This is a genomic window from Deinococcus detaillensis, from assembly GCF_007280555.1.
GTDB classification, from domain to species: Bacteria; Deinococcota; Deinococci; order Deinococcales; family Deinococcaceae; genus Deinococcus; species Deinococcus detaillensis.
The window spans coordinates 177,791-204,571 of the sequence record NZ_VKDB01000002.1; the positions used below are offsets into that span (position 1 = coordinate 177,791).

Consider the following 26,781-nt stretch of genomic DNA (forward strand, 5'->3'; position numbering starts at 1 on the left):
GGGATGGAGAAAGACTTGGAACTCGGAATCAGGTTCGTCCTGGCAACATGAGCCGCTCAGCCGCCGAGATCAGCAAATAAAAGGAAACGCCGATGACCGACGCCACCACAATAGCGGCCCAAACGATGTCAAGTCCAAACCTGCCGACTTCGATCTGAATGCGGAAGCCCAGACCGTGCCCCTCGGTGCCGAAAAACTCGGCCACGATGGCGTTGATCAGGGCCAGCGTGGAGCTGACGCGCAGGGCAGTGAAGACGAACGGCAGGGCGGACGGCCAGCGCACCTCGCGGAAGACCTGGGTGGGCGAGGCGGCGTAGGAGTGCATCAGGTCAAGGTGCATCGGCTGGGCACTTTGCAGGCCGCGCACCGCGTTGATGACCACCGGGAACAGCACCGTGACGGCCACGATGATGGTCTTGGACGACCAGCCCAGGCCCACTGCTTTGATGACCACCGGGGCCAGCGCCACAATCGGTACGCTGGAGAGCAGCGCCGCGTAAGGCAGCACGCCGCGCTCCAGAAAGCGGAAGCGTACCGCCGCCAGCGCCAGCAGCAGGCCCGCCAATGTGCCGATGACGAAGCCCAGCAGCGCTTCCAGCACAAAGGTGTAATAGGCGTCTTGCAGCAGCACCACGCGGGCGGCCCACAGCGAGAGAGCGACTTTGCTGGGCGTGGGAATCAGGCCCGTCGGCACGCCGTAAGCGCGGAGCAGGGCTTCGGCAGCCAGCACCAGCAGAATCAGGGTGGCGGCAGCGGGAACAATTCGGGCGGCCAGCGTCTGACCCTGAGCGCTTTGCCGGATGCCGAAGACGCCCAGCAGCAGCAGGGCCAGCACACCCAGCAGCCACACCAGAGCCGAGTCGGGCGGCGCGGCGCGGCCAGCCAGAACAAAACTCAGGGCCAGCAAGCCCAGCGCCGAGAGCAGCAGCAGCGGCCAGCCAGAAACTGAGCGGGAAGCGGGCGCTCTCAAACTCACACTGGTCGCCGCCATCCGGTCACCAGCCTCTCCAGCAAGCCGATCAGCGCCACCAGTGCGATGCCCAGTGCCGCACCGTAAATCATGATGACCCACAGCGCCACCGTATCGGAGGCCCGCGAGTTTTCGGCCAGCATCTTGCCCAGGCCGCTGAACGAAATGGTGCTGATCTCGGCCACGATACTGCCGACCAGCGCCGCCGTCGCCGCGACTTTCAGCGAGGTAAACAGGTACGGCAGGCTGGCCGGAATTTGTAGCAGCCTGAACGTCTGGGCAGGCGAGGCGCGGTACGTTCGCATCAGATCGAGTTGCAGGGGATCGGGGCTGCGTAACCCCTGCGCCATGCCAATAGCGATGGGAAAGAAGGCGATGTAGGCGGCGATAATGGCTTTGGGGAAAAATCCCTGAACCCCGAATTGTCCCAGCAGCACGGCCAGCATCGGCGCGAGCGCGACAATTGGCACGGTTTGCGAGGCGACCAGCCAGGGCAAGGTGGCCCGCTCGAAGCTGCGGCTGCGAACCAGCAAGGTGGCCAGCACGAGGCCCAGCACCGAGGCCAGCGCCAGACCGAGCAAGGTCTCGCCGCCCGTGACCAGCGCGTTATACGGCGCACTCGTCGCGGCCAGCGGCGGCACACTGAGATTCTGAAAGCCAGTGGCGAACTGCTGTGGCGCAGGAATCACCGGATTGCGAAGTTGAGTGGCGCACTGCAAGGCCGTCCCGCACCCCAGATCGGCCCCGCTGGCCAGCGACCTGGCCGCCTGCCCCACGTTGGCCCACAGCATCAGCGGCCAGTAAATGAGGACGGCAACGAGAGCGACCGCGAGCATGGGCAGGAGATTGGATGTACCTTTAGCTGAAATGGTCATATTCACTTCCCTGGATTACTCAATTTGAAGTTGGCGACCATTTCATCAAGCAATTCACCAATAGAAGCTTGTACCAAAAATTGATCCTGCTGTTGATCTGAATCAAGTAATACTGTGCGTACACCCAGCCAAACCGGTAAATACCGATCAGGATATAAACTGCTGCTAAATTGAATACCATCAAGGTAAATTGTCGCTGCGAATATACTGGATTTAACTTGAGTGTAATCTATTGATAAAAAGAAATTTACATTTCCTGCTGAGAATTTCTGAAGCTGACATGATAAGACATCACCCGGAGACTTTGTTATTGAATATGTCACAATCCTATTACTAATGTACTGGTTTACTCTAATTATATCGATGTTCTTGTCATCAGTTAGAAGACTAGGATATTGACAAATATTCATACCTTTTAGGGCATTGACGTGATTCTGAAATCCGGCATTAGCACCACTATAGCTCATAAATACTGTAGTCAAGATCAAATATAGAGGCAAATTTGTAAGTCGGTTACCCCAATTCAAGCGTGCCCCTTGCGCAGCAACTCCCGAATCTGGGTCGCGTACTCAAAAAAGCGCGGGTCTTCGCGGCTGTCGTCACTTCGGGGCTGGGGCAAATCGATGTTGACCACGCCCTCGATCTTGCCGGGCCGGGCGGTCATCACCACCACGCGGGTGCTGAGAAACACCGCCTCGCTGATGGAGTGAGTGACGAACACCACCGTCTTGCCAGTTTCGCGCCACAGCCGCAGGAGTTCCAGATTCAGATTCTCGCGGGTAATTTCGTCCAGCGCTCCGAACGGCTCGTCCATCAGCAAAATGGCCGGATCGAAGGCCAGGGCGCGGGCAATACTGACGCGCTGCTGCATTCCGCCGGAGAGTTGCCAGGGATATGAGCGCTCGAACTTCTCCAGCCCGACCAGTTTCAGCATCTCGCGGGCGCGGGCGTCGCGGCCTTCACGCGGCAAGTTCATGACTTCCAGCGGCAATTTGACGTTGCCCAGCACGTTGCGCCACTCCATCAAGGCCGGAGCCTGAAAGACGTAACCGTAAGCGCGGTTCTCACGGGCGGCGCGGGGTGTGCCGCCGCTGACGGTCAGCTCCCCGCCCGTTGGGGTAATCAAATCGGCCATGAGGCGCAGCAAGGTTGTTTTGCCGCAGCCCGAAGGCCCGATCAAGCTGATGAACTCGCTCGGCATGATCTGCAAATTGGCGTCTTGGAGCGCGACGGTTTGCCCGCCCGGAACCGGAAAAATCATACTGAGATCGCGGACAGAGACGATGGGAGTGGTTGTGGCGGTCTGGGTCACTTTTTCACCTCAAGGCAGGAAGACGAGATACACAGTGAAGGCTCAGCGCCGCAGCAATTCCCCGCGCCCGACCGTACCTACAAATTCTCCGTTTTCCACCGCCACCTCGCCGCGCACCGTCACGATTTCGGGCCTGCCATCGAGTTCAAAGCCCTCGAAGCCGCTGTAATCATTGTTCATGTGTGAGGTGGCGGCGCTGATGGTACCCCGGTAGTGCGGATCGTAAATCACCAGATCAGCGTCGCTGCCCACCGAGACGGTGCCCTTGCGCGGGTAGAGGCCGAACAGTTGCGCGGCCCGCGTACTCACGGCGTCCACGAAGCGCTCCAGACTGAGGCGGCTGCGGCTAACGCCGTAGGTATACAGCAGATTGGCGCGGTCCTCGATGGCGGGAATGCCGTTGGGAATCTTGGTGAAATCGTCGTCGCCCATGTGTTTCTGGGCTACGTCAAAGGGACAGTGGTCGGTGGCAACGGTGTCAATTTGCCCGCGTTCCAGGGCTTCCCACAGGGCGCGGTGGTTGCCCCGGTCACGCAGCGGCGGCGACATCACGTACTTGGCTCCCTCCACGCCCTCCCGCTCGGCATAGGTTTTATCGAGCAGCAGGTGGGGAATCACCACTTCAACGGCCAGATCGACTCCGCGTTCCTTGGCCTCCAGCGCGGCTTCCAGCGAGCGAGCGTTGGACAGGTGAACGACGTAGCCGCGTGCGCCGGTCATCTCGATGAAGGTGGCGAAGTGGGCGGTGCCCTCGGCTTCCACACCCTCCGGGCGGCTCGGCTCATGCCACTCGGAACCGGTTTTGCCCTCCGCCAGTAATTTCTGCTGAAGCTGAGACACCAGATCGGCATTCTCGCAGTGGGCGGTGACGATCACGCCGAGTTCGGCGGCCAGTTTGCACACCTGATAAAGCGCGTTGTCGTCAATCCCGAACGCGCCCTTATAGGCCAGAAACACTTTGAAGGACTTCATCCCCTGCGCCACCAGCTTCCGCAAGGTGGCTTCGGTGGTCTTGTCCCAGCGGGTCACGCCAATGTGAAAGCTGTAATCGCAAGCGCTCTTGCCCTCGGCCAGATCCGTCCAGGTTTTCCAGCCTGCCGAGAGCCGTTCGCTTCCGGCGGGGGCCAGCATCTCTATATAAGTGGTGGTTCCACCCATCAGTGCGGCGATGGAACCGGTGGTGTGGGTGTCTTTGGCGAAGGTGCCCATGAACGGCAAATGGATATGCACGTGCGGATCAATAAAGCCGGGGAAAATGTATTTGCCGCTGGCGTCTATCACCCTTGCATCTGCCGGGGCGCTGAGCTGCTCGCCAATCTGGGTAATGGTCTCGCCTTTCACCAGAATGTCGGCCCGGTAGCGCTGGCCGTCGGAAACGATTTCACCATTTTGGATGAGTAGGGTCATGCAACCTCCATTCAGCTTTGATCACTCTTCAGCCATTCGGCAGATAATAGAATTTGAAGCTGGCCTTCCTAAGTTCGGTAAATTTAGGAATAGCATCGGCAAAGTCGGAATCGAGTAGGGCTTCAATATCTGCAAGTTCTGGATTCAACTCATGCTTACCGACATCCCACCCGCCTACCCCGAAACATTTCGCCAGAAAATAACTTGACGAAGAAGTGCCAGCTAGGAAGACATTACTGACAACGGTTGTTCCCTCTTCGACGTTCTCGTAAAGATCGGGGCCGTATTCCAAGCAACTTGCAATTGCGTGACTGAACGGCCCGATAGCAATGATCTGCGCGTCTAATCCCATCTCAGTGAATCTCAATCCCCGCTTCCTTCCGATACGCTTCCATCGCGCTCCAATCCTGCGTGACCAAGGGTCGCTCGGCGCTGAGCTGATCCCAGGTCACACTTTCTCGGCCACTCGGCACGCTGACCATCTCGATGCAGCCATCCACCGGACAGACGTTAGCGCACAGCGCACAGCCCACGCAATCGGGTTCACGCACAACAGGTGTCGAGCGGCTGTCGGCCACCTGCTTGCCGCTGACGCGCGGATCAAAGCCCGGATCGACTCTCAATCCGTCCGGCGAGTAAAGATCAATGCACTGGTGGGCCGTATCATTGCAGGCCACATAACATAGGTTGCACTGAATACACTTGTCCGGGTCAATTCTCGCCACCGCTTGATAACTCAAATCAAGCTGCCCAAAAGTGCTGAACTGCTCCAGCGATTTACCGGAAAAGTCGTAGATCGTTTCAAACCCCTTGTCTTCCATCCAGTTGCTCAGGCCGTCGATCATGTCTTCCACGATGCGGTAGCCGTAGTGCATAACGGCAGTGCAGATTTGCACGGCACTCGCGCCCAACAGCATGAATTCGGCGGCGTCCTTCCAGGTCACGATGCCGCCCATGCCGCAGATCGGCACGCCGCTTCTCAGTACGCCCGCGTCGGTCATCAGTTCGGTCAGCAGGTTCAGAGCAATCGGTTTGACGGCTGGCCCCGCGTAGCCGCCGTGGGTGCCGCGCCCGCCGATATTGGGCGTGACCATCAGCGTGTCGAGGTTGACGCTCATCACCGAATTGATGGTGTTGATGAGCGATAAGGCGTTGGCCCCGCCCTTAAGCGCCGCGTGGGCCGGTTCGACGATGTGGGTGATATTGGGTGTCAGCTTGACGATGACTGGCAGTCGTGTGATGGACGTGACCCACTGGGTATTGAGTTCGCACATCTCCGGCACCTGGCCGACCGCCGCGCCCATCCCGCGCTCGCTCATGCCCTGAGGGCAGCCGTAATTGAGTTCGATCCCGTCTGCGCCAGTGTCCTCGATCTTCATCACGATGTCGCGCCACGCTTCGGGCAGAGCGTCCACCATTGCACTGACGATCACGGCGCGGTCAGGCCACAGCCGCTTAACCTCGGCAATTTCGCGCAAGTTGACTTCTAGTGGGCGGTCTGAAATCAGTTCCACGTTGTTGATGGCGAGTAACCGCTGACTGCCGATGCTCAAACCACCGTAGCGATTCGAGATGTTCAGCACGGGCGGGCCGATGGTCTTCCAGACGGCTCCACCCCAGCCGTATTCAAAGGCCTTACTGACCTGATAGCCGGAATTGGTCGGCGGCGCGGAGGCCAGCCAGAACGGATTGGGAGCGCGAATACCGGCAAAATTGATGGACAGATCTGGCATGGGGCCTCCGGTCAACTTGAGCGGGAACGGGTGCGAACAGCGCGTGGGCCTTGATGTTAGCTTAAGCTAGCCTACCTCAACTTTCAGGGCCGCACCCGCTGAATCTGCTCGATGATGGCGTCCATCGTCCGGTTCAGCTCGGCGTTGACCACTTGCCGCGCCGGGTCGGCGTCGTACCAGGCCATCACTTCCTCTATGCCGCGTGCGAAGGGAATGCTGGCCCGGTACTCCGGCACTAACCGTTTGAGCTTGGTGTTGTCAAAAATGACGCTGTGGGACTTGTCGCCCAGCAGCCCCGCGCCCCACTGGGCATCGAAGGTGGCGATCACCTCGGAGGGTACGTGCACGATTTCGGCAGTGGTTCCGGCGGCCCGCGCCACTTCCCCAAAAATCTGGTTCCAGGTCAGCCATTCGTCACCAGTAATCTGAACTGAGTCGCCTATGACCTGTTCTCTGCCCAACAAGCCGACGAAGCCCACAGCAAAGTCGCGGTGGTGGGTCAGTGTCCACAGTGAGGTGCCGTCGCCGTGAACGATCACCGGTTGGCCCCGCCGCATCCGGTCGACCACGGTGTAGCCGCCGTCCATCGGCAGCAAGGTCTGGTCGTAGGTGTGCGAGGGCCGAATAATACTCACCGGAAAGCCGTCCTCGCGGTAGGCCCGCGTCAGTCGTTCCTCGCAGGCGATCTTGTCGCGGGAATACTTCCAGAACGGATTGTGCAGAGGCGTGGACTCGGTGATGGGCAGGTGGCCGACTGGCTTTTGGTATGCCGAGGCCGAGCTGATAAAAACGTATTGCCGGGTGCGGCCCCTGAACAACTCTAAGTCGGTTTCGATGTGCTGAGGCGTGAAGGCCACCCAGTTGACCACCGCGTCGAAAGTGAGGTCGCCCAGCGCGGCCCGCACGCTGGCAGGGTCGCGGACGTCGCCGTGCAGTTCCTTTGCGCCCGCTTGGATAGGGCGGCTGGACTGGCCCCGGTTGAGCAGATAGAGCTCATAGCCGCGCTCCAGGGCGAGTTGTGAGCAAGCGGAGCTGATAATGCCGGTGCCGCCGATAAACAGAATTCGCATCAATTCCCCCTGATGCCGCTCATTCTAGAGGCCAATTTCACCGAACGATATTGCTGAGCCGCCGCGTTCGTTCACGCTTGCGCAAACACCATTTTACATGTAACATGTTTTTACCCTCAATTCATCTTACTCAGATTTCCGCTCCTACCTCTTACCTTCTCTGCGAGGTCTTCGCCTTGAACCTGCTCCGTCCTGTTCCTTCAATTCGCGTGGTGGACGCCGTGCATCAGCGCATTCGGCAGGCCATTCTGACTGGCGAACTGCCGCCGGGAGCGCGGCTGAGCGTGCCGGATCTGGCGCGTCGGCTTGATGTTTCGCGCAGCCCGATTCGTGAGGCGGTGCTGCACTTGGTGGCCGAAGGGCTGGCCGTCGAGCATTCGCGGCGCGGCGCGGAAGTGGCCCGCGTTAATCTGAGCGACCTGCTCGAAATCTACGCGGTTCGCGCGGCGCTGGAGGGTCTGGCCGCTCAGTTGTGTGCCGAGTCGATGAGCGCCGCTGACCTCACCGCCCTGCGCGGCGTGCTGGACGCTCAGGGCGCACCCGCCGTCAGCGGCGACGTGGCAGGCTACCGTGAACTCGATTTACGTTTCCACCAGATCATCGTGCAGAGTTGTGGCAACTCGCGGCTGGCCAAGAGCGCCGAGCAACTTACCGCCGAGCTGAGTTTGGCGACCCGCCTGATGGCCGACAGCGCCGAGCATCTGCGGGCCAGCCACACCGAACACCGCCGCATCGTGGCTGCTCTGATCGAGCGCCGCCCTGACGAAGCCGAGCGAGCCATGCGTGAGCATCTGGCGCGGGTTTCGGGAGCGGTGCAGGCCAAAGTCGCCGCCCAGAGTCAGGTGCTGAGCGGCCCAGAACCGCCTCAAACAGCGCCGCAAACCATCTTTTCTAATTCGACCGCCAACTCTATTCTCGACCACTCACCGCTTGGAGGAACATCATGAACAGGAAGAACACGCTTTGCACGCTGGCCCTCGGCCTTTCTCTGCTGGGAGCCGCCCAGGCCCAGACCACCATCAAAATCGGGGCCATTACCTCGCTGACGGGCCGCTTCGCCGAGTTCGGCAAGCAGCAGATGGCAGGCTTTAAAGTCGCCGTGGACGAGATCAACCGCAAGGGCGGCATCAACGGCCAGAAAATCGAGTTGCAGGTTGAGGACAATGCCAGCGACGTGAACAAGGGCCTCTCTGCTGCCGAGAAACTGGTCAACGCGGGTGTGCCGCTGGTGATCTGCGAGTACTCCAGCAGTCTGGTCAAAGCGCAGGCGCAGTACTTGGCCCGTCAGAAAGTTCCGGCTCTGGTGGTCACCAGCAGCGGCGACGACATCACCAACCCCGGCAACGACTACATCTTCCGGCTCAACCAACCGGCCACCGAGTACGCCCGTGTGCTGTTCAATATCTTCCGCGACAACAAATTCAAGACCGTGGCGATGATTACCGGCACCGGGGCCTTCGAGAAGTCGGTGGCCGACGCGGCGCGGGGCTTTGCCAAGGAATACGGCATGACGCTGGTGGAAGATCAGAGCTACGACAAAGGCCTGACCGACTTCCGGCCCGTCCTCAACCGCATCAAGGCCAAGAATCCCGACGCGCTGTTCATGGTCAGCTACGCCGAGGACTCGGTGGCACTGATGCGTCAGGCCCGCGAGGTGGGCGTCAAACCCAAATTGTTCGCGGGCGGAGCGGCAGGCTTTGCGCTGCCCGACTTCATCAAAGATGGTGGCAGCGCCGCCGACAACGTGCTGGTCGCCACCGCCTGGATCAAGGAACTGCGCTACCCCGGCACCCAGAAGCTGCACGTCGATCTGGTCAAGGCGCTGGGCGGAGCGGAGCCGAGCTACCATGCCGCCCAGGCCTACGCGGGCGTGCTGGTGGCCGCCGACGCCATCAAGCGGGCGGGCAGCACCGACCGCGAGAAAGTCAAAGCGGCGCTGAATACCACCAACATGCAGACCGCTTTCGGCCCGATTGTCTTCAAGGACTTTGAAGGCTTCAAGAACCAGAACCCGATTGCCATGGTCGCCGAGCAGGTGCAGGGCGGCAAATTCGTGCCGGTCTACCCCAAGTCGGCCTCGCCCCTGAAAATCAAATTCGAGCGCTGAGCCGCGTGGGGGGCGTCCGGACGGTGCGCCCCTCTTTCCTTCTTCATCTTCATTTCCTAACTTATGGGAGCTTTCATGAAACGGACTTTGCTCAGCCTCACGGCCCTGCTGCTCACGGGCGCGGCCTTCGCCGAAACCATCAACGTCGGCGCAATCACCTCGCTGACCGGGCGCTTTGCCACCTTCGGAAAAATGCAGAAAGCTGGATTTCAGGTGGCCATCGACGAGATCAACGCGGCGGGCGGCGTCAGCGGCAACAAGCTGGCTCTGCTGCTCGAAGACGACGCCAGCGACACCAACAAAGCACTGGCCGCCGCCGAGTCGCTGCTCAACCAGAAAGTGCCGCTGATTATCGGCTCGTATTCTAGCGGCATCACCAAGCCTTTGTCGCAGTACATGGCCCGCCAGAAAGTGCCGCTGCTGGTTGCTACCGCCGTGGACGAAACCATCACTAAGCCCGGTAACGCCTACACCTTCCGGGTCAACAATCAGTCGAGCGTGTATTCGCGCAGCCTGCTCGATCTGTTCAAGCGGATGAACGACAGCAAGGCGGGCACCATCAAAACGGTAGCGGTGCTGACCAGCAACGACGCCTTCGGCAAGAGTGTTTACACCGACATCACCACCCTGTTTACCAAGGCGGGCTATCAGGTCGTTTCCAAGGACACCTACGATCAGGGCCTGACCGATTTCCGGCCCATTCTCAACCGTTACAAAGCCCTCAGCCCCGACGCCGTGCTGATCGCCAGCTACGAACAGGACGCGGTGGCGGTGGCCAAGCAGGTCAAGGAAGTGGGCCTCGCGCCCAAGGTGATCGCGGGCATTGCCACCGGCTTCGCGCTCCCCAACTTTCTGGACGGAGCAGGCAGCGCCGCCGACAACATGCTGGTGGCGATGGTCTGGAATCCCGACGTGACCTATCCTGGGGCGCAGAATCTGTATGTCCGCCTCAAGAAAGCGCTGGGCGGTGAGGAACCCAGCCAGCACGCCGCGCAGAGTTATGCCGCGATGCTGGCCGCTGCCGCCGCCATCAAGCAGGGCGGTACCGACCCCGAGAAAGTCCGCGAGGCGCTGACCAAAATCAATATCAATACCGCTTTCGGCCCGGTGAAGTTCCGCGATTACGGCGGCTACCAGAATCAAAACGCCGTGGTCGGCCTGGTCACGCAGGTGCAGGGCGGCAAATTCGTGACCGTTGCCCCCGCGACGGCGGCCAAGGGCAAGCTGATGATGTCGAAGAAGTGAGGATGATGCGACTTCACAGAGATTCTCTTGATCTCTGGCATCTTGCCTTGGCAAAAGGTCAGATTGAACAGTGAACTGAGAGAAAAGATGTTGCTCATTGTCGGCAAGCTGATGACTGGGCATCCATCAAGTGACGAAGACGATTTGTTAGATGAACTGCTGGAATTATCGCCCGACCCAAAAATTAGCGACTACATTTATTGGCCTGAAAGCGAGATCAGTGCTGAGGAAGTCGTTGATCGGGCACTCAGCTACGGACCGACCCCGCTTCCTTGGTCGAAGGAGAACTAAGTGGACCCAAATACCCTGGCCCTCGTCCAAACCCTCGCCCAGGGGCTGCTGACCGGCGGCATCTACGCCCTGATCGGCACTGGCCTGAGTCTGATCTTCGGCGTGATGCGGGTCATCAATTTCGCGCACGGCGACTTTCTGGCCGTCGGCATGTTCATTGCCCTGTTCCTGTTTCAGCGCCTGCACCTCGACCCCTACCTCAGTTTGCTGATCGCCGCGCCCATCGGGTTCGGGCTGGGGTATCTGGTGCAGCGCTTCTTGCTGGCCCGGCTGGGAGACCGGCTGGAGAGCAGTTCGATGCTGGCCACGCTGGGCATCGGCCTGATTATCAGCAACGGCCTGCTGCTGGGGTTCGGAGCGCAGCCGCAGAGCATCAACGTCGCCTACGCCACCAAGACCTTTGCGCTGGGCGGCATCCAGATCAGCCTGCCGCTGCTGATAGCCGGACTCGGCACGGTGCTGGCTATCGTGCTGCTCAATCTGTTTTTGTACCGCACCGAGCTGGGCCGCGCCGTTCGCGCCACCGCCCAGAACCCGCTGGGAGCCGAGCTCCAGGGCGTCAATACCAATTGGGTACAGGCCGTCGTCTTTGGACTGGGCGTGGCTTTCGCGGTAGTGGCGGGCGTGCTGCTCTTGCCGCTGCTTTACGCCTTCCCCACCGTGGGCGAGAACTACACCCTCAAGGCCTTCGTGGTCACGGTGCTGGGCGGCCTGGGCAACTTGCCGGGGGCCATCGCGGGCGGCCTGATTCTGGGCATCATCGAGTCGCTGGGCGCGTACTATCTCAGCAACAATTACCGCGACGCTTACGGCCTGGTCGTCTTTCTGGTGGTGCTGTTGCTGCGTCCCGAGGGACTGTTTGGCCGCACGGTGAAACGCGTATGAGCGCTGCCGTGATCTCCCGTCCCCGCGCCCTCACCTACGGCAACGTCTGGCTGAGCGTCATCCTGCTGGCGGTAATGGCCCTTTACCCCTTCGTCTTCGGCAAGAGCATGAATTTCGGCGTCAGCACCCTGCTGCTGGCGGGCTTCGCCATGAGCTGGAACATTCTGGGCGGCTGGGCCGGGCAACTTAGCTTAGGCCACGCGGCGCTGTTAGGCATCGGCGCTTATACGGTGACGCTGTTTGCCATTCCCGAACGCGCTCCGGCCTGGCTGGGACTGGCTGGCCCGGTCGCGCCCTGGTGGGGAACCCTGATCGGGATGGGCTTGGCCGCGCTGCTGGCGCTGGTGTGGGGCTGGCTCACCTTCGGGCTGCGCGGCAGTTACTTCGTGCTCTCCAGCATCGCCGTCGCCCTGATTATCCGCTTGGTGGTCATCAACGAGGACTTCGGCGGCGGCGCGGAAGGGCTGTTCATGCCGGACTTGCCCAAGTTGTTCGGCCTCGATTTGTTTGACCGCAAGGTGGAATACGGCCTGGCCTTCTTCTTTGTGGCGCTTACCCTGCTGGTCACGCATATGCTGCGCCGCTCGCGGCTGGGCTACGCTCTCCAGGCTGTGCGCGAGGACGAGGACGGAGCACGGGCACTGGGCATCGATCCCCGGCGCATGAAGCTGGCGGCCTTCGTCATCTCGGCGATGCTGACCGCGCTGGGCGGCTCAATCTATGCTATCTACCTGCAAGCCTTCGAGCCGCACACCCTCCTCGAACTCCCGCTGAGTGTCCAGATCGCGCTGATGGCGATTATCGGCGGGCGCAGCAGCATTCAGGGACCAATTATAGGAGCGCTGCTGCTGGCAATTTTCGGCGAGGTCTTCCGCAACATCTTCGCCAACGCCAATCTGCTGATCTATGGCGTGCTGATTCTGGCCGTGACCCTGTTCGCGCCCGACGGTCTGGTGGGCCTGTTCAAGCGGCGTGGCAGCAAACTGGGGGTCAATCGATGAGCGCCCCCGCTGTTCAGTCTCAAGCAGCCAGCAACGCCACCCCGCTGTTCGAGGCGCAAGGCATCACCGTCACGTTCGGTGGCCTCACGGCGGTCAAGGACATCAGCCTCAAGGTGCGCCCTGGCGAAATCGTGGGCCTGATCGGGCCGAATGGAGCGGGCAAAACCACCCTCTTTAACGCGCTGACCGGCTTCGTGACGCCCAGCAGCGGGCGGGTGCTGCTCTCGGGGCGCGACATCACCAAACAATCGCCGCAGGCTCGCGCCCGCCTCGGAATGGCCCGCACCTTTCAGGTCGAGCGGCCCTTCGAAGACCTCAGTGTGCTGGAAAACGTGCTGGTGGCGGCCTTTTTGCGCCACAGCGGTAGAAAAGCCGAGGACAGCGCTTACGCCGTGCTGGAACGGGTCGGCCTGGCGGATAGGGCTGCCCAGCCCGCCAGCGAACTCAATCTGGCCCGCCGCCGCCGCCTGGAACTCGCCAAGGTGCTGGCTCTCGAACCCAAGATGCTGTTTCTGGACGAGTCGATTGCCGGACTCAACCCGCCCGCGCAGGCCGAGATGGTGGGACTGATCCGCGAACTGGCCGCGTCGGGCTTAGGCATCGTGATGGTCGAGCACATCATGCACGTCATCATGGGACTGTCCAACCACGTCATCTGCATGGCCTTTGGCGAGCTGCTGGCCGAGGGAGACCCCGAAACGGTGGCCCACCATCCGGACGTGATTCGGGCCTATCTGGGAGAAGATGATGACTGAACTGACGGGTGGGCCGCGCACGGCAGTGAAAGCAAATCCCGATCTGAGCCAGGCTGAGCATGTCCTCAAGGTCAACAACCTGGAGGTGGCTTACGGCGAGGTGCAGGTGGTGTTTGGCGTCTCGCTGCACGTCGCCAAGGGTGAACTGGTCGGGCTGGTCGGCGGCAACGGCAGCGGCAAGAGCACCATCTTACGGGTGCTGTCGGGGATGCTCAAGGCGCGGAGTGGGGAAGCGCTGTACCGCCAGCACAATCTCAACGGGGTAGCGCCTCACCAGATCACCGGGCTGGGCGTGGCGCATGTGCCGATGGGCCGCCAACTGTTCGGGCAGATGACGGTGGAAGAAAACCTGCTGATGGGTGCTTACCTGCCGCGCACCCGTGAGCGCAGGCCGCAGAACTTGCAGCGCGTCTACGACTTTTTCCCCCGCCTGCGCGAGAAACGCACCTTTCCCGCTGCCGCCCTCTCCGGCGGTGAGCAGCAGATGGTGGCAATTGGCCGGGCGCTGATGAGCGAGCCGGAAGTGCTCCTCATGGACGAGCCGAGTCTGGGCCTTGCGCCGCTGGTGGTCAAAGAAGTCATGCGGGTGATCGCTTCCCTGCGTCAACTCGGCCTTACCGTGCTGCTGGTCGAGCAGAATGTGCGGCAAGTCCTCAAGGTGACGGACCGCTCCTACGTGCTGGAACTCGGCGCAGTGGTGCGCGAGGGGCCAAGCGCCGATCTACTGGACGACCCCGAAATTCGGCGGGTGTACTTGGGGGTTTGAGGGCTGGTTCTGGATTCTGCTCCAAAAAGTACGCCCCCCTTCGCAAATGGAAGGGGGGCGTTCTGTGTCAGCGGAGATGGCTCAGCCCGCTAACCCCCCACATGCACAATCGGCCTGCGGTCGCGGTCTTTCTCAGCGCGGCGCAGGATCTCATGGGTCAGGGGCGGCACGTCGCCCTCGCCCTCAATCAGGAATTTGAGGGCCAGATGCAGCGGGCTGTCCTCGCTCCAGCGCATGTAAACCTGCGGCGGCGCTCCCTTGCCGCGCAGGTGCAGCATCAGCGCCGCGATGGTGTTGGGCACGCTCGAACCTCTGGCCTTGAGGATGCCGTATGGTCCGACCATCACCGCGCTGACTTCCACCACATCGCTGAAATCCGAGGCGTCGTCTACCTCCACTTCCAGAAACACAAACGGCGCGTCGTCGGGCAGGTGGGCCATCTGGCGGGTGCGGAGTTCTTTTTTCTGATACTCGGCCTGGGTAAAGGGGCCGGGGCGGTGGGCCACCAGCCTGAGCGGGCGAATCGGGAAGGACTTGATGAGTTTCATTGCCGATTCGTCGAGCACCACGCTGCTGACCCGCAATTCGAACGAGCGCTGGACCCGCGAATAAATGCTGATGGCCAGTACCGCCGCGATAAACAGCAGCGCAATAAACAGGCCTTCCGGGTTGCCGATCACCGTGACGCTGATGGTGTAGATAAAAATCAGGCTGATGAACCCGAAGGCGTACCCCAGGGGCCGCTGCTGATGCCGGAAGGCCGAGAGCGTGACCGCCACCGCCGCCGAGGTCATCAGCGCCAGCACGCCAGTGGCGTAAGCGCCCGCCTGCGCGTCCACGTTGGCGCGGAAGGCCAGCGTCACCAGAATGGAAATCCCCACGAACACCAGCACCAGGGGGCGGTTGGCCCGTGTCCAGTCCGGTGCCATGCCGTAGCGGGGCAAGTAGCGCGGCACGATGTTGAGCAGCCCGGCCATCGCCGACGCGCCCGCGAACCACAAGATCAGAATGGTGGAGAGGTCATAGAAAGTGCCGAAGGTTTCGCCGAGGTGGCGGTGGGCCAGGTACGCCAGCGCCCGCCCGTTGGCTGGCCCGCCCGCTTGAAAGTCGGCGGCGGGAATCAGCAGGGTGGTGACCAGACTGCTGGTCAGCAAAAAGACGCTCATAATCAGCGCGGCGGTGGTCAGCAGTTTTTTGCCGTTGCGGATTCGGCCCGCCGGTTTAGTTTCGGTGTCATCTGCGTCGCCTTTGATCAGCGGCATGACCACCACGCCGGTCTCAAAGCCCGACAGCCCCAGCGCCAATCTGGGAAACACCAGCAGCGCCCCACCAATCAGCGAGAGCGGTGAAGCGTAGCCTTGCCGCAAGCTGGCGATCCAGTCCGGAAAAACTTGAGGGCGGTGCGCCACCAGCCACAGGCCGTCCACGACCACCACGCCGCTAAGCGCCAGGTACACGATCACCAGCACCACGGCGATGCCGATGGCCTCGTTAAAACCTTTGAGGAAAACGGCCCCCAACAGCGCCAGCAAGCAAAGCGTCACCGGAACCTGTGCGCCGCCCAGAACAGATTTGAGCAGCGGGTTTTCGGTGAGGTGGGCGGCGGCGTCGGCAGCCGACAGCGTGATGGTAATGACAAAGCCGGTGGCCACAAAGCCGATCAGGGCCAGCACCAGGAATTTGCCGGGCCAGAAGCTGAGCAGCCGCTCAAGCATACTGATCGAGCCGTCGCCGTGCGGGCTTTCCTCGGCAACCCGGCGGTACATCGGCAGCGCCCCGAACAGCGTAACGAGCACCAACACGAGGGTGGCAAACGGCGACAGCGCACCGGCGGCCAGCGCAGCGATGCCAGGTTGGTAGCCCAGCGTGGAAAAGTAATCCACTCCGGTCAGGCACATGACTTTCCACCACGGGTGGGTGTGATGCCCGGCCTGTACGCCGCGCTCGTCTTCATAAAAGCCTTCGCGGTCAGGATTGGAACTGGAGCCTTCGAGGAGCCAGCGTTTGAACGCTGAGGGAACGGGGGGCAGTGTAGCAGCAGTAGCATTCGGCGTGACCTGGGGCGGCGTCATTTCGCCCGCTAGTATGCGCCGCAGAGGTGCGGGCGATGGTAAATTGCCGCTGACTCATTTTGAAATCGTCTCAGTTGCTCCAGTCATCCGTAAGCTGGCGCTCAGTCGTATCCGCGCAGGTGAGGCTACCCCAACAAACCAAAGTTCAAAGAGGCCAGCAGAATGGCTCAGCCAGCTAAGGTTACAAAGTCGGGAAGGTACGCGGCCCGGAGAGCATCAGGCCCCAAGCTGGTGGGCGGCTGGGTGGATGAATACCGAGGCCCAGAAACGGCAGCGAGGCTTTTGGACAAGCGGTGGTATGCAAGTGGTATTATTCGTACCCATGAATACTCCGCCAGACGCCCGCCCGCCGAGAGTTCTCGGTTTGATGAGTGGCACCAGTGTGGACGGCATTGACGCGGTACTGCTGGAGCTCAGCGGCTATCCGAGGCTGGGAACGAACATCCAGGTTCCCGAACTCAGTGGCCCCGCACCACGTTTCGAGATTTTGGAACACCGCGCCGTGCCGTTCGCAGACGACCTGCGGGCTGCGCTGCTGGCGGCTGGCCGCGACGAAACCACCACCAGCCAGATCACCCAGCTCAATTTTTGGCTGGGCGAAGCGCTGGCCGACGCGGCAGCAGACCTCGCCGTGAGCGCCGACCTGATCGCCAGTCATGGCCAGACGGTGCATCACATTCCGTACCTTGACGCTTCAAGAGGCTGGCACACCCGTTCCACCCTCCAAATTGGGGAGGCCGCCGTGATCGTGGAGCGCACCGGCAAGCCGGTCATCTCCGATTTTCGGCCTCCTGACTTGGCGGCAGGCGGGCAGGCCGCGCCGCTGGTGCCGTTCGCCGACCGGATCATCTACGCCGAAGCGGGCGTGCGGCGGGCGGTTCACAATCTCGGCGGCATCAGCAACCTGACTTACTTGCCGGGGTTAGACGAAGCAGGCGTACTGGCCTTCGACACCGGCCCCGCCAACGCGCTGATCGATGAGGCTGCCGAGCTGGTCGGCAAACGTTTTGACGAAGGCGGGCGGCTTGGGGCGGGCGGTCACGTGGCCGAGAGTCTGGTCAACGCCTGGTTGGATGACCCGTATCTGAACGCCACGCCGCCCAAATCCACCGGCCGCGAGAGATGGAACTTGCAGCAACTCCCCGGCGTGTTTGAACTTGATGCCAAGGACATTGCCGCCACCGTCACGGCGTTCAGCGTCCAGAGTATCGCTCAGGCATACCGCCGTTTCGTGCTGCCGCTGGGCCTAGACGAGATCGTGGTGGCGGGCGGCGGAGCCTTTAACCCCACTTTGATGGCGCAGCTCAGGGCCGCCCTCGCGCCGATTCCGGTTTTGACCTTCGAGGAACGCGGCTGGAATTCTGCCGCCCGCGAAGCCGCCGCCTTTGCCGTGCTGGGCTACTACGCTTATCAAGGCTGGCGCAACACCCTGCCGCACACGACGGGGGCGCGGCACGCCGTGATCGCCGGAAAGTTGTCGCGGCCTTTTGTGGAGTGAGGAGAGAGCAAAGCGAACTTGCCTTGCGCTCTCCTCGCCCATCCATCCAGCCTGACTCACTCCTGACGCCTTCTTAAGCCGCTCTCATTCAGGATTCAGGGCACGTCAGCGGCCAGCTCCTAGGCTGGCAGGATATGAAACGTGCATCACTTTGCTTAGCGGCGGCGCTTGCCTCGGTCTGCTTCAGCAGGGCCTCAGCGGGTCAGCTCTCGCCGGAGCTCCTCGCCAAGCTCAGCGCTCACGAAAATAAACCTGTCAGCGTGATCGTGCGCTTCCGCTTTGACAAGAATGATCAGGGCAGGGCGCTGTTTAAGTCGCTGCGTCAGCAACTGAAACAAAGTCGCGCTCAACTGGGCAAGGCGTCGGGCTTCGTCGATTCGTCGATGCAAAACGGCGGCACCGAATTGTGGCTGTATCAGTCCATTGCCCTCAAGCTGACGCCGCTTCAGGCGCTGACCCTCTCCAGCTTGCCGATTGTGGACGAGGTGTTTGAGAACTTCAAAGTCAAGATCCCCAAAGTTCAGGCGCTGGATACCGGGAGTCTGGGCGAGGCCAGCAGCGAGAATCCCAATTTTGACCCGCTGCAAATGATCGGCGCTGATGCAACGCGGGCGGTGGGCCTGCGCGGGCAGGGCGTCCGCATCGGGCATCTGGATACCGGCGTGGACATCTTCCACCCCGAATTGCAGGGCAAGGTGGTGGCCTTTGCCGAATTTGGTCCGGCAGGTAAACGGATCAGCAGCAAGCCGCACGACAGCGCCCAGCACGGCACCCACACGGCGGGCCTGCTGGTTGGCAACACGCTGGGCGCGGCCCCCGACGCCAAACTCATCAGCGCTCTGGTGCTGCCCGGCGGCGAGGGCACCTTCGCCCAGGTGATCGCCGGAATGCAGTGGGTGCTTGACCCCGACAACAACGCCGACACTGACGACGGCGCGAATGTGGTCAGCCTCAGCCTCGGTGTGCCCAGCAGCCAGGATCAGCAGGCCTTCGTGTTGCCGGTGCAGAACATGCTCAGGGCGGGCGTGGTGCCGGTCTTTGCGATTGGCAACTACGGCCCCGATCCCCAGACCACCGCCAGTCCCGGCAACATTCCCAACGTGATCGGGGTGGGCGCGGTGGATCAAAGCGGCAGCGTCGCCCCGTTCAGCAGCCGTGGCCCGGCGATCTGGACAGGGGCTTACAGCGGCAGCTTCATCAAGCCGGATGTGGTGGCCCCCGGCGTGGGCATTCGCAGCAGCTTTCCCGGCAAAGGCTACGGCGTCCTCTCCGGCACTTCGCAGGCTGCGCCGCTGGTGGCGGGCGCGGTGGCGGTGATGTTGGGAGCCAAACCGGGCAGCAGCGTGGACGACATCAAGCAGGCGCTGTATTCCAGCGCTTCCAACAATGGTCAGAAGAACAACGACAGCGGCTACGGCCTGATCAACTTGCCCGCCGCGCTCGCCAAGTTGGGTGTCAGCGTTGCCGCGCCGCCCAAAGCCCAAGCGCCAGTGGTGGGGCCGAACGGGTACATCTTCTGCGTGCCGGAAGGCCAGCGCTGTACCTTCAGCGGCGAGAAGCAGGTGGCTTTCGGCGCGGCGGGGCGCTATTTGTCGGGCCTGACCAGCGACGGCTTTAACTGCACGGTGGCCGAATGGGGCTCAGATCCGGTTCCGGGCGCGGCCAAAGCCTGCTTTGTGCAGGAGGCCAAACCTTAAAGTCGCATTACACTTAAAGGGTGAGCCACCTCGCCGCTGACCCGCCGCCCAACGGTTTTCGCACCTTCAGCATTTTGTGGGCCAGTCAATCGGTGTCGGTGCTGGGCTCGGCACTCTCGGCCTTCGCCTTCAACATTTACCTGGCCCAAACGGTTTTTCCGCTGGAATCGCAAAAGCCCCAACTGGCGCTGGCCCTCTCGGTGACGGCGCTGGCGTTTACCTTCACCGCCATGCTCGGCGCTCCCCTGGCCGGCGTCTGGGCAGACCGCCGTGACCGCCGCGCCACCATGCTCGGCTGCGACCTGATCAGCGCGGCTTTGGCGCTCAGCATTGGCCTGCTGCTGCTGCTCTGGCATCCTTCCTTCTGGTCGCTGTTGCCGCTGGTGGCCCTGACCGGACTGGTCGGCAGCTTTCACATGAGCGCTTTTGACACCAGTTACGCCACGCTGGTCAGTTCAGCCCAATTGCCGCGTGCCAACGGCATGATGCAGACCATTCAGTCGCTTTCGGGCCTGGCCTCGCCCGCCATCGCCGCTCTGCTCGTGGCGCTGCCCGCGCTGGCCCGCAAGGGTGGTCAAGACACCTGGCTCTCAGGTCTGGAAAGTGGCGTGCCGCTGGCTTTTTTGCTGGACGCTGTCAGTTTTTCTGTGGCCGCACTGGTGCTGACCCGCCTGCGTATTCCTTCGCCCGCCGCTTACGCACCGACTGAAACTGGCGAGAAGCGCAGCATCCTGAGTGAGATCGGCTTCGGCTGGCGCTATATCCTTGACCGCCGCCCGCTGCTGTGGCTGCTGCTCACCTTTGCGCTGGTCAATTTCGTGTCTGGGCCGCTGGGTATCTTTGAAACGCTGCTGACCAAATACCAACTCGCTCCTGACTGGCAAGCGCGGGGCTACAGTTTTGCTCCGGCGCTGGCCCTGCTGACTACCCTCGGCAGCGTGGGCGGCGTGCTGGGCGGCGTCGTCATCAGCGCTTGGGGCGGCCTCAAGCGGCGGCGGGTGCTGGGCGTGCTGGTGCCGATGATCTTGCTGGGCGCGGCCCAACTGTTATTCGGGGCCTCGCGTTCTTTGTATCTCAGCGGCGCGGCGCTGTTGCTGTTCGGGCTGACCGTACCCTTCCTCAACGCCCACTCGCAGAGCATCTGGCAGGGCCAAGTGCCGCCCGCCCTCCAAGGCCGCGTCTTCAGCGTGCGGCGCTTGATCGCGCAGTTCACTGGGCCGCTGTCTATTGCGCTGGCCAGCTTCGCAGCGGCGGCGTTTCCGGTGGGCTGGGTGGTCATGGCTCTCGCCGCCGTGCTGATCGTCTTTTGCGTGGGGCAACTCTTTAACCCGGCTTTGAGGCGGGTAGAAGACCAAGCCGGGCTGGATCAGGAAGCCGCTCGGCGCAGCACTCGGCGGGCCGTCCTTAGACAGCGCCCGCGAACTTGACTGCTCCCAACGCGGTTTAATAAGGTTAATATGGAAAAAATTAGCCTAACCGCCGCTGCCAATACCGGCCACTTCGCCGCCCTTCCTGCTCAGGTCGGCACGCTCTTTTTTGCGGCGGGCACCGTGTTGCCTCCAACCAGCCATGCCCAAGACGAGATTTCGTTTATTCACAGCGGCGTGCTGCGGGCCGTCAGCGGCGGGCAAGCAGCGACCTTGCACGGCGGCGATGTGAGCTTTATTCCGGCTGGCGAGCTTCATCAGGCCGAAGTGCTGGAAGACGTGACGCTGAGCTACGTCTTGTTGGAAAGGACGCCGGACTCAAGCGCTTCATAACACTCACAAAACGTTCTTCAGAAGAATCCTAAACTCCTCAAAATATTCGATACATCTTTTCATTTTATGGCCTCATAATTCTAGAAGTTGCTGTGTTCGCGTTTCTGTACTAAAGAGGGATTTGTTACACTTTCAATCCTCCTGCATTTAAACCGATTCCGTTGTGGATATCAGGTTTTGTTTCATGATCTGTTCTTTTATGATCCGACTCCTCATTACATTCATTTAGCTGTTATCAATAAGCACTATCTATGAATAAGAGCGTGTGCGGCATCTCCCGAATGTGGCAAATATCAGCATTTCACCCCTAAATTCTCAACGATTGAGGAGATTTTAACCATGTCAACCGGTTCGTCAAAAACTAAAAAAGCAGTTCTGGCGGTTTCGGCCGCTTTGGCTCTCGGCATTGGCGGCGTAGCGTTGTACGAACACAACAGTTCACCCAGCCAAACGGCTCAAACCCAAAGCGGTCAGACGACCCTCGTCGAAGCGAGTTTGGCTCAGGCGGTTCCGGCCAAGTCAGCGGTGCCCGTCTTCAACCCCGTCCACGCTAAAACGGAAAACGAGCGCAACACCGTCGACGTGGTGCGGGCCGCCCAGGACGGCTTGGTGTATGTCAGCGTGCAAAGCGGCACCAAGACGGCCACTGCGCCGCCAAAAGGCTCTGGCAACTCTGGCAAGGGCCAGCAGGGTGGCAGTCAGGGCAGCGGTCAGGCCGATCCATTCGCCGGAACACCGTTTCAGGGCATGCCGTTCGGTCAAGGCGGCCAAGATGGCGGCTCATCCGGTACTCCGCAAGGCCCGCAGCGCGGCACTGGCAGCGGCTTTTTCGTGGACGCTAAGGGCGACATCCTCACCAATTACCACGTGGTGGACGGAGCCGACACCATCACCATCCGGGTTCACAACCACCCCGAAACGTACACCGCCAAAGTCATCGGCACCGCCCCCGACTACGACTTGGCGCTGATCCGGGCCGACGGCCTGCCCAAGAATCTGATCAAGCCAATTCCGCTTGGCAACAGCGACGGCCTAGAGCCGGGTCTGAAGGCCATCGCGCTGGGCGCACCGTTCGACCTCGATTTCAGCGTCACTGAAGGCATCATCAGCTCGAATGCCCGCACCATTCCGGTGGGTACACGCGACGTGAACCAATCGGTCATTCAAACCGACGCGGCCATCAATCCCGGCAACAGCGGCGGCCCGCTGCTCGACAGCTCTGGGCAGGTCATCGGCATCAACACCCAGATTCTGAGTGGCGGCAGCGATCAGAACGCGGGCGTGGGCTTCGCCATCCCGATCAATACTGCCAAGAGCTTACTGCCGCGCCTGGAAGCGGGCAGCAAGATCACCACGCCGGTGCTGGGCCTGCGCTACGCTGACCTTGCCAGCCTCGACTCGGCGGCCCTCAAAGCCCTCAACTTGCCGTCTTCGGGGGCGCTGGTGCAAGAAGTGCTTCCAGGCAGCCCCGCCGCCAAAGCCGGACTCAAAGCCGGAACCCAGAAAATCACCTTGCAAGACGGCACGCCGCTGACCCTCGGCGGCGACGTGATCCTCTCGGTCAACGGCAAGCTGATCGGCCAGAACAACAGCTTGCAGTCGGCCATCTTTGGCCTGAGCCTAGGTGACAGCGTCAAGCTGAGCATCAAGCGAGGCGGCAAGGTGACGGAACTCAGCGTCAAGCTCAGCGAGTTCGCGCCGCCCACCAACTCCTGAACTGTCCAGTGTGCAAACGAAAAGCCCCAGTTTTGAGCTGGGGTTTCTTGATGGTGCGGGCCTGCGCCTCACATTCCGCGCCGCGCCGAGAGCAGGCGCAGCACCAGCAGCAGCCCGAAGGCGAACACCACCATGATGGCGCTCAGCACCAGCGCGGGTCGCAAGTCGCTTTCAATGGCGCTGTAAATCGCCAGCGGAATGGTGCGGGTCGAGCCTTGCAGTGATCCGGCAAACAAGATGGTGGCCCCGAACTCGCCCAGCGATCTCGCCCAAGCCAGCACCAAGCCTTCCAACAAAAAGGGCAGGGCCAGCGGCAGAGTAACCTGGAAAAACACCCCGCGCTCACCCGCACCGTCCACCCGCGCTGCCGCCTCAGTGTCGGGATCATAAGCCGAGAACCCCGCTTTGACGGTGCGGATATAAAAAGGAGCGCTGGTAAACAGCAGGGCCAGCACCACCGCCGCCGGACTGAAGGCCAGATCGATGCCCGCCAGTTCGAGCGGGCGGCCCAGCACGCCCCGCGAGCCAAACGCCAGCAGCAGCGCCACTCCCGCCACCACCGGAGGCAAAGTGATCGGCAAATCCAGCAGGCTTTCGAGCAGGGCGTGGCCCCAAAAGCGCCGCCGCGAGAGCAGCCAGGCGGCGGGCGTGCCAAAGAAGATGGTCAGCCCCAGGCTGGCCGCCGAGGTCAGGACACTGACCCGCAGGGCGTCCATCACGGCGGGGCTGAGCAGCGTGGGCAAAAAGTCGGCGCTGAGGCCGCGCAGCAGCAGGGTCAGGGTGGGTAGCAGCAAAAAAGCGGCCAGCACTGCGCTGATCAGAATGGGAAGAGGGTGGGCGGCGGCGCGGGTCAACGAACCTATTGTCCGATTCTGAGCAGGAACAAGCGCGACAGTCCGCTGACGTAGCGCCCCGCTTTGCCGTCACCCGGCACGATGAGGCGCAGTGGCCCGTCCAAAGCCGAGAGCGGCTGCCCATCTTGCTCGTAGGCGATCAGCACGGCGCGGTTGCCAAAGCCCGGATCGAGTTCGCCCCACGAAAACACGGCGGCGTAACCGTCACGCCCGCTGGCCAGCAGGGCGTAGCGCAGCGCGTCGTTTTTGATCTCGGGCCGGAACTTGGGCTGCGCCGACTTCAAAACGTCACTCAGCAGCGCTCCTTTGTAGACGTGCTGGATTGGCTTGCCCGCCGCCGTGGCCATCAGCGTGACACTCTGGGCGGGCAGGGCACGCACCGCTTCGAGTGTCAGCGTCATCGGCTGTACCACCGCTCCTGTCACCATCACCGTCTGCGCCGCGCCGACCGTGCTTGGATCGGCCACCGTACTCTGGGCATTGACCGTTCCAGACAACGCAGCGCTCAGCAGCAGCCCCGCCAAAGCCTTGATCCCAAAGCGCTGACTCATCAGTCTTCCACTCCGATCATCACGTCGCTGGCCTTGATGACGGCATTGGCCGTCTGACCGACCTTGAGGCCCAATCGCTCGGCGGAGGAGCGGGTGATCGTGGCGGTGATGGAGGTGCCGGGAGCCACGTCCAGCGTGATCTCGGCGGCCACCTCGCCTAGCTTGATGGCGCTGATGGTGCCGGACAGTTGGTTATGGGCGCTTATTTTCATGGGGTGTCTCCTGCGTTTTGTTCTGGCGAAGGGTTGGCGAAGCGGCAACAGTTATTTCGCGCCGACGAAGCCCCACTTTTTCAAGATGGCCTGCCCAGCATTCGAGAGCACGTAGTCCACGAAAGCCTGACCCTCCGCCGTGTTGCCGCCCTTCAGCACGCCAATCGGGTAGCTGGCCAGCGGATTGAAGCGGGTAGGCAAACCGATAGTCCGGACATCCGATTTGAGGCTGGGCGTCACGTCGCTGACGTAGACGATGGCCGCGTCGCCTTGCCCGAGCTGAATTTTGACGGCCACCTGCCGCACGTTGGGTTCCTCGCTGACCACGTTTTTGAGAACGCGGGTGCTGAAGTCCGTGCCATATGTTCCGGCTTTCGAGATCAGGTCGAGCGTTTTGCGGCTGTAGTCGCCCACCGGCACGCTCTTATCGGCCAGCACCAGCTTGACACCCGGACGCGCCAGATCAGCGAGCTTGCCCACTGCTGCGTTGCCCCTGGGCGCGATGACCACCAAGCGGTTGCGGGCAAAGGTTTGGCCCGCGCCGAGCGAGCCGGACTTGACCAGCGGATCAAACTGAGTAGAGTTGGCGCTGGCGAACACGTCGGCCTTTGCGCCCTGTTCGAGCTGAGTACGCAGCGCCTGAGAGCCGGCGAACTGAAAGGTGGTGGTGTTGCCGGTTTTGGCGTCGAACTGCTGGCCGATCTCGCTGAAGGCGTCGGTGAGGCTGGCCGCCGCGAACACCGTGACTTTGGCTGCCGAAGCGCTGGACAGACCGAGGGCGAGGCAGGTAAGCAGCAGGGGTTTGAACGTTTTGAAGATCATTTAAGCGCTCCTTTTGGGCGAGAGAATAGAAATGAGCCGCCCCGACTCGGCAGGATCGTAGCCGCCGAGCGAGGTGAGTTCGGCACGCAGCGCAGGCGAGCGGGCCGCTTGCAGCAGCGCCTGAACGCCGGGGTGCGTCAGATGCGTCTCCGGCACCACCAGATCGAAGCGCTCGCGCAGCAGCGGCACAAAATCCAGCCCGTGGGCCTGCGCCGCCGAACGCGGCCCCACGCCCACATCGGCCCTGCCGTGCGCGATGGCCTCAGCAGAGTCGAGCGGGGTGGGCGCTTCCACGTCGTAACCGCTGATGGTGCGTGCGGCTAAGCCTGCTTCCCGCAGCCAGTCGTCCAGCAGTCTGCGCGACCCCGCTCCCGCTGGGCGGTTGATCAGCCGCACCCCGCGCCGTCCCAAGTCGCCCACCGCCGTGATGTTCTCAGGATTGCCCGCCCGCACCATCAAGCCCTGCTCCCAACTCCACAGGGAGTAGACCTGCACCACCTGTTCGGGAAAGGCCGCCGCCACGAATGGCAGATTGGACTGGCCGCTGGCCATGTCGTACAGGTGCAGTCCCGCCGCGTGCGCCTCGCCGCGCACCAAAGCCTCAAGCGAGCGCTCACTGACGGCGGGGCGCAGCAGCACCTGAGCAGGAGCGGCGTGGCGGCACAGCAAAGTCAGCGACGGATCGCAGCCGTAGAGCACCGCCGTGTCGTCCCAGATGTGCGCCGAGGTGAGGGACTGAAGGTGTACCTGCTGGCCTTCGGCCATTTCGATCATCAAAGCGTCGGCGCTGCCCCTCAAGGCGTCCACTCCGCTCAGGGGGTAAGCCAGCAGTTTGCCTGCCACGCGGGCCAGTTGGAGGCGCTGCCCCGGCTCGGCCTCGCCCACCAACTCGGCCTGCGGCGCGTCCGATGCCAGAGAAAACAAATCTTCGACTCGGCATCCCAGAGCGCGGGCCAGCTGAAGCGCCACCGTGACGCTGGGCGTGTAGCCGCCGCCTGCGCCGCTCCTGCTCTCAATGCGGTGCAGCGCCTGACGGGTCATTCCGGCGCGGCGGGCCAGCTCGGAAGCGCCCAGTCCCAAGCCCTCACGCCGCGTTTTGACAGTATTGGCAGGCGTTTCGGGAACGGGCATTCCAATGAGTGTAAACAATCGGGTACAAACTGTCAACGTTAAGCTCCATCT

28 protein-coding genes are annotated in these 26,781 nt (G+C 61.9%); 13 read left to right on the forward strand and 15 right to left on the reverse strand.

Features of this window, described 5'->3' with window-relative positions; translation table 11 throughout:
• Positions 1–28: 28 nt before the first annotated feature.
• The 8 genes from FNU79_RS03295 to FNU79_RS03330 form a co-directional block, all read right to left on the reverse strand.
• Positions 29–991, reverse strand: a complete 963-nt coding sequence (locus tag FNU79_RS03295; RefSeq protein WP_143719479.1) for an ABC transporter permease — start codon at positions 989–991, stop codon at positions 29–31.
• On the reverse strand, positions 973–1,806 hold the full coding sequence (locus tag FNU79_RS03300; protein ID WP_143719480.1) for an ABC transporter permease: 834 nt from the start codon (positions 1,804–1,806) through the stop codon (positions 973–975). Before FNU79_RS03300 ends, FNU79_RS03295 begins: the two co-directional genes overlap by 19 nt.
• 41 nt (positions 1,807–1,847) lie before the next feature.
• Positions 1,848–2,327, reverse strand: a complete 480-nt coding sequence (locus FNU79_RS03305; RefSeq protein WP_143719481.1) for a hypothetical protein — start codon at positions 2,325–2,327, stop codon at positions 1,848–1,850.
• Positions 2,328–2,368: 41 nt separating this feature from the next.
• The gene (locus FNU79_RS03310; protein WP_143719482.1) at positions 2,369–3,157 is read right to left on the reverse strand and encodes an ABC transporter ATP-binding protein; all 789 of its coding nucleotides are present in this window, start codon (positions 3,155–3,157) and stop codon (positions 2,369–2,371) included.
• A 42-nt stretch (positions 3,158–3,199) separates the two neighbouring features.
• Positions 3,200–4,564 carry a dihydropyrimidinase gene (gene hydA, locus FNU79_RS03315; protein ID WP_143719483.1) on the reverse strand — a complete coding sequence of 455 codons (1,365 nt, stop codon included), beginning with the start codon at positions 4,562–4,564 and terminating at the stop codon, positions 3,200–3,202.
• A gap of 28 nt (positions 4,565–4,592) precedes the next feature.
• Entirely contained in the window at positions 4,593–4,916 is a 324-nt protein-coding gene (locus tag FNU79_RS03320; protein WP_143719484.1) for a hypothetical protein, read from the reverse strand.
• Position 4,917: 1 nt separating this feature from the next.
• Positions 4,918–6,297: an NAD-dependent dihydropyrimidine dehydrogenase subunit PreA gene (gene preA, locus FNU79_RS03325; RefSeq protein ID WP_143719485.1), complete on the reverse strand. Its 1,380-nt coding sequence runs from the start codon at positions 6,295–6,297 to the stop codon at positions 4,918–4,920.
• An 83-nt stretch (positions 6,298–6,380) separates the two neighbouring features.
• Positions 6,381–7,367: an SDR family oxidoreductase gene (locus FNU79_RS03330; RefSeq protein ID WP_143719486.1), complete on the reverse strand. Its 987-nt coding sequence runs from the start codon at positions 7,365–7,367 to the stop codon at positions 6,381–6,383.
• A 176-nt stretch (positions 7,368–7,543) separates the two neighbouring features.
• Here FNU79_RS03330 and FNU79_RS03335 point away from each other — a divergent pair, with 176 nt between their 5' ends.
• The 8 genes from FNU79_RS03335 (at position 7,544) to FNU79_RS03370 (ending at position 14,417) form a co-directional block, all read left to right on the forward strand.
• A complete protein-coding gene (locus FNU79_RS03335; protein ID WP_225429846.1) occupies positions 7,544–8,314 on the forward strand; it encodes a GntR family transcriptional regulator in 771 nt (256 codons plus the stop codon).
• Positions 8,311–9,474, forward strand: a complete 1,164-nt coding sequence (locus FNU79_RS03340; RefSeq protein WP_143719488.1) for an ABC transporter substrate-binding protein — start codon at positions 8,311–8,313, stop codon at positions 9,472–9,474. The genes FNU79_RS03335 and FNU79_RS03340 overlap by 4 nt, the downstream gene beginning before the upstream one ends.
• Positions 9,475–9,549: 75 nt before the next feature.
• A complete protein-coding gene (locus tag FNU79_RS03345; RefSeq protein ID WP_143719489.1) occupies positions 9,550–10,719 on the forward strand; it encodes an ABC transporter substrate-binding protein in 1,170 nt (389 codons plus the stop codon).
• A gap of 87 nt (positions 10,720–10,806) precedes the next feature.
• On the forward strand, positions 10,807–11,010 hold the full coding sequence (locus FNU79_RS03350) for a hypothetical protein (protein ID WP_143719490.1): 204 nt from the start codon (positions 10,807–10,809) through the stop codon (positions 11,008–11,010).
• Positions 11,011–11,895 carry a branched-chain amino acid ABC transporter permease gene (locus FNU79_RS03355; protein ID WP_143719491.1) on the forward strand — a complete coding sequence of 295 codons (885 nt, stop codon included), beginning with the start codon at positions 11,011–11,013 and terminating at the stop codon, positions 11,893–11,895.
• 8 nt (positions 11,896–11,903) lie between these two features.
• Positions 11,904–12,896: a branched-chain amino acid ABC transporter permease gene (locus FNU79_RS03360; protein WP_225429847.1), complete on the forward strand. Its 993-nt coding sequence runs from the start codon at positions 11,904–11,906 to the stop codon at positions 12,894–12,896.
• Positions 12,893–13,651, forward strand: coding sequence for an ABC transporter ATP-binding protein (locus FNU79_RS03365; protein ID WP_143719493.1), 759 nt, complete (start codon positions 12,893–12,895; stop codon positions 13,649–13,651). Before FNU79_RS03360 ends, FNU79_RS03365 begins: the two co-directional genes overlap by 4 nt.
• Positions 13,641–14,417, forward strand: coding sequence for an ABC transporter ATP-binding protein (locus tag FNU79_RS03370; protein ID WP_225429848.1), 777 nt, complete (start codon positions 13,641–13,643; stop codon positions 14,415–14,417). Before FNU79_RS03365 ends, FNU79_RS03370 begins: the two co-directional genes overlap by 11 nt.
• A gap of 89 nt (positions 14,418–14,506) precedes the next feature.
• Here the strand turns inward: FNU79_RS03370 and FNU79_RS03375 are convergent, their stop codons facing one another.
• On the reverse strand, positions 14,507–16,489 hold the full coding sequence (locus FNU79_RS03375; RefSeq protein ID WP_185974588.1) for an APC family permease: 1,983 nt from the start codon (positions 16,487–16,489) through the stop codon (positions 14,507–14,509).
• A gap of 181 nt (positions 16,490–16,670) precedes the next feature.
• Positions 16,671–16,793: a hypothetical protein gene (locus tag FNU79_RS19630; protein ID WP_263862362.1), complete on the reverse strand. Its 123-nt coding sequence runs from the start codon at positions 16,791–16,793 to the stop codon at positions 16,671–16,673.
• Positions 16,794–16,811: 18 nt separating this feature from the next.
• Here FNU79_RS19630 and FNU79_RS03380 point away from each other — a divergent pair, with 18 nt between their 5' ends.
• The 5 genes from FNU79_RS03380 to FNU79_RS03400 all read left to right on the forward strand — a co-directional run bounded on the left by FNU79_RS03380 (position 16,812) and on the right by FNU79_RS03400 (position 23,160).
• A complete protein-coding gene (locus FNU79_RS03380) occupies positions 16,812–17,987 on the forward strand; it encodes an anhydro-N-acetylmuramic acid kinase (RefSeq protein ID WP_225429849.1) in 1,176 nt (391 codons plus the stop codon).
• A gap of 134 nt (positions 17,988–18,121) precedes the next feature.
• Positions 18,122–19,684 (forward strand): S8 family peptidase, encoded by a 1,563-nt coding sequence (locus FNU79_RS03385; protein WP_143719494.1) that lies wholly within the window; start codon positions 18,122–18,124, stop codon positions 19,682–19,684.
• Between the two features lie 20 nt (positions 19,685–19,704).
• Positions 19,705–21,111, forward strand: a complete 1,407-nt coding sequence (locus tag FNU79_RS03390; RefSeq protein WP_143719495.1) for an MFS transporter — start codon at positions 19,705–19,707, stop codon at positions 21,109–21,111.
• 30 nt (positions 21,112–21,141) lie between these two features.
• Positions 21,142–21,444: a cupin domain-containing protein gene (locus FNU79_RS03395; RefSeq protein WP_143719496.1), complete on the forward strand. Its 303-nt coding sequence runs from the start codon at positions 21,142–21,144 to the stop codon at positions 21,442–21,444.
• Between the two features lie 339 nt (positions 21,445–21,783).
• Entirely contained in the window at positions 21,784–23,160 is a 1,377-nt protein-coding gene (locus FNU79_RS03400) for a S1C family serine protease (RefSeq protein WP_143719497.1), read from the forward strand.
• Positions 23,161–23,228: 68 nt separating this feature from the next.
• Here FNU79_RS03400 and FNU79_RS03405 read toward each other — a convergent pair whose 3' ends face one another.
• The 5 genes from FNU79_RS03405 to FNU79_RS03425 are packed head-to-tail and all read right to left on the reverse strand — an operon-like array spanning position 23,229 to position 26,730.
• The gene (locus FNU79_RS03405) at positions 23,229–24,014 is read right to left on the reverse strand and encodes an ABC transporter permease (protein WP_225429850.1); all 786 of its coding nucleotides are present in this window, start codon (positions 24,012–24,014) and stop codon (positions 23,229–23,231) included.
• 5 nt (positions 24,015–24,019) lie between these two features.
• Positions 24,020–24,565, reverse strand: coding sequence for a molybdopterin-dependent oxidoreductase (locus tag FNU79_RS03410; RefSeq protein WP_143719498.1), 546 nt, complete (start codon positions 24,563–24,565; stop codon positions 24,020–24,022).
• Positions 24,565–24,777, reverse strand: a complete 213-nt coding sequence (locus FNU79_RS03415; RefSeq protein ID WP_124874668.1) for a TOBE domain-containing protein — start codon at positions 24,775–24,777, stop codon at positions 24,565–24,567. The genes FNU79_RS03410 and FNU79_RS03415 overlap by 1 nt, the downstream gene beginning before the upstream one ends.
• A gap of 51 nt (positions 24,778–24,828) precedes the next feature.
• Positions 24,829–25,599 (reverse strand): molybdate ABC transporter substrate-binding protein, encoded by a 771-nt coding sequence (gene modA, locus FNU79_RS03420; RefSeq protein ID WP_143719499.1) that lies wholly within the window; start codon positions 25,597–25,599, stop codon positions 24,829–24,831.
• Positions 25,600–26,730, reverse strand: coding sequence for a substrate-binding domain-containing protein (locus tag FNU79_RS03425; RefSeq protein ID WP_143719500.1), 1,131 nt, complete (start codon positions 26,728–26,730; stop codon positions 25,600–25,602).
• Positions 26,731–26,781: the final 51 nt, after the last annotated feature.